The sequence below is a fragment of the Lentzea indica genome (genome assembly GCF_012184385.1).
GTDB lineage: Bacteria > Actinomycetota > Actinomycetes > Mycobacteriales > Pseudonocardiaceae > Lentzea > Lentzea indica.
Window position 1 is genome coordinate 1 of record NZ_VSRL01000396.1, and the last position, 5,548, is coordinate 5,548.

Sequence of the window (5,548 nt, forward strand, 5' to 3'; positions counted from 1 at the left end):
CGCCTGCCGTGGACGCCGGTGTCGCGGACCGCGAGCTGGTCCTCGCCGCCTTCGTTGGTGATCGCGGCGACCAGGCCCTGCCCGATCTGGCCGTCGATCGTCTCCGGAAGGTCGACCAGGCCACCCCATCGGCGTGGCAGGTCGAGTGCCGCGACCCTGCCCAGTCCCCACAACGCCACCTGCTCGGGGTTCCGCACGAGATCTGTCGCGCCGGTCGAGATCGCCTGTTTCGTGACCGCCCAGAACGGCGCGGTGCTGCCGGCGTCACCGAGTGCCTGCAGGAGCAGGACGTTCAGCGCGAGCCCGACCGGGGTCGAGGTGAACTCGTGGTGTGGCGTGTTCTCCGTGCCGAGCAAGGAGATCACGCCCACCGGTTCGATGCCGATCAGCTCGGTGGCGAGCAGCGCGCGTTCGGCGTCGGGGCGGACAGTGACCCTCACGAGGTCAGCGCCGAACGTCCGAAGGACGGCTTCGGTCCACTCGTCGGTCTGCTCGGGGACGGCCGCGAGCCAGGTCCCGTTGATGCCGGTCGCCTGGACTCCGCGCAGGAGCTGCCACGAGTCGCGGTAGCGCCATCCATCCACAGTGGACTGTGTTTGCTGCTTCGCGCGCCATTCCCTGAGTGCGGGGACGACGTTCTCCGCGTCGACGCCGAGCGCCTCGGTGAGGTCGCCGTTCTCGACGAGCTGCCAGAACGCGCTGTCCTCCGCGTTCACGTTCTTGGTTCCCGCCTTCGGCCAGAACCTGCTGCGGCTGAACGGATACGTCGGCAAGTCGATCTTGCGTCCGCCGGGGTACCGCCACTCGACGTCGAGGCCAGCGACCCACGCCTCGGCGAGCGAAGTGGTGAAGCGTGCTTTTCCGCCTTGGTCGCGGCGCAACGTGCCGACCGTGACCAGCTCCGTGCCGTCCGCGTCGGCCGTGGCCTGCGCGGACATCGTCAGCACCGGGTGCGGGCTCGACTCGACGAACACGCGGTAGCCGTCGTCGATCAGCTTCCTGGTCACCGCGACGAACTCGATGGGCCGGCGCGCGTTCTCGTACCAGTAGCCGGCGTCGAGGGTCGCGGTGTCGATGCGTTCCGCTTTGACCGTCGAATAGAACGCGATGTCGCTCGAACGCGGCGTGATCGTGCCGAGAAGGCTCATCAGCTTCTCGCGCAACGGCTCGACCTGCGGGCCGTGCGAGGCGACCGTCGACGCCACCACCCTGGCGCGGATTTCCCTTGCCTGGCAAAGCTCCACGAACTCGTTGAGTTCCTTGAGCGCGCCGGCGACGGTGCAGGCGGCGGGACTGTTGATGCCAGCGATGGACAGGACCGGCCACCGCTCGATGAGCTTCTGTGCTTCCTCGACCGGCAGGGCAACCGACGCGACCGCCCCGTTGCCGACAAGCTCGTCCGCGAACAGCTGAGACCGCAACACGACGATCTTGGCCGCTTCGTCGAGGCTGAGCGCTCCGGCCACGTGGGCGGCGGCGATCTCGCCCTGGGAGTGGCCGACGACCGCGGCGGGTTCGACGCCGTTCTTTCGCCACGTCTGAGCCAACGACACCATGACCGCGAACAGGGTCGGCTGCAGGACCTCGATGCGTTCCAGCAACTCGGCCTCGCCGCGCAGGACGTCGATCACCGACCAGTCGACGAGCTTGCCGATCGCCTCGTCGCACTCGGCCATGCTTCGCGCGAACGTCTCGTCCTCGTCCAGCAGCTCGACCGCCATGCCGTGCCACTGAGAGCCCTGGCCGGGGAAGATGAACACCGGCGCACTCTCTTGCGCGACACCCTGGACGACTTCGTCGCCGATGAGCACCGCACGGTGGTCGAACACCGACCTGGTCGTCAGCAACGAGAACGCGATGTCCACGGCATCGCCTTCAAGCGCGCGCACCTGCTCGATGCGAGCCCTCAGCGACGCCGGCGACTTCGCCGACACCACCAACGGAATCGAGCCCGGCCGGGGGCCGTCCACAGAATCCGAGGAGGCGGTGGACGCGGGCGCTTCTTCGAGGATCATGTGCGCGTTCGTGCCGGAGATGCCGAACGCCGAGACGCCGGCCCGCCGGGCGTGGCCGTTGGGCGACCACTCGCAGGCCTCGGTGAGCAGCTCGACCGCACCCTCCGACCAGTCGACGTGGGAGGACGGCGCGGCGACGTGCAGCGTCTGCGGCAGCAGGTTGTGCTGCAAGGCGAGCACCATCTTGATCACGCCCGCGACGCCCGCGGCCGCCTGCGTGTGGCCGATGTTGGACTTCACCGAGCCCAGCCACAGCGGTGTCGCGCGGTCAGCGCCGTAGGTGTTGATCAGCGCCTGTGCCTCGATCGGGTCGCCGAGGGCCGTGCCGGTGCCGTGCGCCTCAACGGCGTCGACATCGCCAACGGACAGACCGGCGTTCGCGAGAGCAGCACGGATCACGCGCTGCTGCGACGGTCCGTTCGGCGCGGTCAGGCCGTTGGAAGCGCCGTCCTGGTTGACCGCCGAACCGCGGATCACCGCCAACACCCGATGCCCGTTGCGAACCGCGTCGGACAGCCGCTCCATCACGACCATGCCAACGCCCTCGGACCAGCCAGCGCCGTCCGCGTCGTCGGAGAACGCCTTCGACCGGCCGTTGGCGGCCAACGCGCCTTGACGGGTGAGCTCGGCGAACGCGTACGGCGTGGTCATGATCGTCGCGCCACCGGACACCGCGAGCGAGCACTCGCCGCCGCGCAGCGCCTGCACCGCGAGATGCATGGCGACGAGAGAAGCCGAGCACGCCGTGTCGACCGTGACAGCCGGCCCCTCGAAGCCGAACGTGTAGGACAGGCGGCCCGAGATCACCGAGGCCGCCAGACCCGTGGCCGCGTGGCCCTCGGTGTCCTCCGACGAACTGGTCAGCAAGGTCGCGTAGTCCTGGCCGTTCGTGCCGACGAACACGCCGGTCTGCGAACCGCGCAACGACAGCGGATCGACTCCGACCCGCTCCAGTGCCTCCCAGGTGGTCTCCAGCAGGAACCGCTGCTGCGGGTCCATCGCCATGGCCTCGCGCGGCGAGATCCCGAAGAACGCCGGGTCGAAGTCCGCGGTCCCGGCGAGGAACCCGGCCTCACGAGTGATCGACGTCGACAGCACCGACTCGACGTCCCAATCGCGGTCGACCGGGAACGCGCCCATGCCGTCACGTCCGTCGAGCAGCAGCTGCCACAGCTCCTCGGGCGTGTTCACGTCGCCGGGGAAGCGGCACGCCATGCCGACGATCGCGATCGGCTCATCGGCACGCGCCGACGTCACCTCGGCTTCGGCAGACCCACCGCGCAGGTGGTCGGCGAGACGGCGCGGCGTCGGGTAGTCGTAGACGAGCGAGGCGGGCAGCGTCCGCCCGGTCGCCGCCGACAGCTGGTTGCGCAGCTCGACCGCGGTCAGCGAGTCGAACCCGAGGTCGCGGAACTCCTTGTCCACGCCCACCGCGTGCGGACCGACGTAGCCGAGCACCGACGCGACGGCCGTGCGCACGACCTCCAGCACGCCGCCGCTGACGGCACCCTTCTTCCGTGCCTTGGGTTTCTCCGGCAGGATCGCGATGGCGACGGTCGGCGCGTCCTCCGCGACCGCACGCCACATCGACTCCACGGCCAGGTCCGGCCGCATCATGATCGCGCTCAGGTCCGCGCCCACACCGTCGGCCATGCCGGAACCGGCCCACGCACCCCACGCGATCGACGTCGCGGGGAGGCCGTTCGAACGCCGGTCCCGCGCGATGGCGTCGAGCACTGCGTTGGCGGCCGCGTAGTTGGCCTGGCCGGGATTGCCCAACGCGCCCGCGACCGACGAGAACAGCACGAACGCGTCGAGCTCGCGGTCCCGCGTCAGTTCGTCGAGCACCAGCGCCGAGGCGACCTTCGACCGGAACACGTCCTCGAACCGTTCCGGCGCAAGGCCTTCCAGCACACCGTCGCTGAGCACGCCGGCCGTGTGCACGATGGCGTTCGGTTCGTAGCGGTCCAGCAACTGCCGAACGGACGCCCGGTCCGCGACGTCGCAGGCCACGATCTCGGCGCCCAGTTCCTGCAGCTCCGCCGCAATTGGTGCGTCGAGACCGCGCCGGCTGACCAGCACGATCTTCTCGACGCCGCGTTCCTTGAGGTCGCGAGCGACGTGCGTGCCGAGCGCGCCTGTGCCGCCGGTGACGATGACGGTGCCATGCGGCTCCCACATGGCGTCGGCCGGGTCCGCCGCGCCGTAACGCCTCGCGAACACACCTTCAGCGCGGATCTCGACCTCGGCCTCATCACCGACGAGCACCGCCGCCAGCTGAGAGACGGCACCGGTGATGTCGACGAGACCGCCCCACTGTGCGGGCAGTTCCAAGGCCGCGACTCGGCCGAGGCCCCAGGCCGCGCTCTGCGCCGAACTGGTCTGCGCGCCCCGCGTCACCACCCACACCGGTGCGCTGACGCCCTTGCGCGCCAACGACTGGATCAGCTCCATCGTCGCGATCACGCCGCGCGGTACGCCGTTCTCGTCGACCTCGTCGTCCAGCGCGAGCAACGAGACGATGCCGTCGAACGGCGTTTCCGGAACCTCCTGCACGATCGTGCCGGTGACGGCCGCCGCAACCTCGCGGGCGAAGTCGTTCTCGGCGCCCAGGACCAGCCAGGTTCCGGAAACCGAGCCGCGCGGGGTGATCCGCTCCCACGACTCGCGGTGGCGCCATGAGTCCACAGTGGACTTCGAACGGTCGATCGGCGCGACGTCGAGCACGGTCGGCCAGTAGCGCTCGTGCTGGAACGCGTACGTCGGCAGGTCGACCCGCCGCGCGCCCGTGCCCTCGAACAGCGCACTCCAGTCCACGGCCGCGCCGCTGACGTGCAGGCGCGCGAGCGCGGTGACGAACGCCTGCTCCTCACCGCGGTCCTTGCGCAGCAACGGGATACCGCCGACCATCGCGGACAGCACACCATCGGGGCCGATCTCCAGGAACGTGCTGCCGTCCAGCGCGCGCACCGTGTCGTGGAACCTCACGGCCTCCCGCACGTGCCGCACCCAGTACTCAGGTTGTTGAACACTCCCCTGATCGGATCGTTGAACAATCGGTTCGTCGAATTGTTGAACAATCCCACTAGTCAACAGCGGGATCGTCGGATTGTTGAACGATATGCCCGCGATGGCCGCGCGGAAGTCGTCCAGCATGGGCTCCATCAGCGGCGAGTGGAACGCGTGGCTGACCGGGAGCTGCTTGAACTTGCGCGGCGTAGAATCGTTGAGTTGTTCAACAATCCTACGTGCCTCTTGTTCAACACCGGCGATGACGACCGCGTTCGGCCCGTTGACCGCCGCGATGGAGACGCCCTCGGTGAGCAGCGGCGTGATCTCGTCCTCACGCGCCTCGATCGCGATCAACGCGCCGCCGGTGGGCAGTGCCTGCATCAACGAGGCGCGCGCGGAGATCAACGTGCACGCGTCCTCGAGGCTGAACACACCGGCGACGTGCGCGGCCGCGATCTCGCCGATCGAATGGCCGGCGAGCCGATCGGCCTTGATCCCGAACGACTCCGCCAGCCGGTACA

1 protein-coding gene is annotated in these 5,548 nt (G+C 69.3%); it reads right to left on the minus strand.

All coding sequences use genetic code 11. The annotated features are described in order from the left end of the window. Window positions 1-5,548: type I polyketide synthase (locus FXN61_RS46835; protein ID WP_167980249.1), on the minus strand; the 5,548-nt coding region annotated here is incomplete at both ends.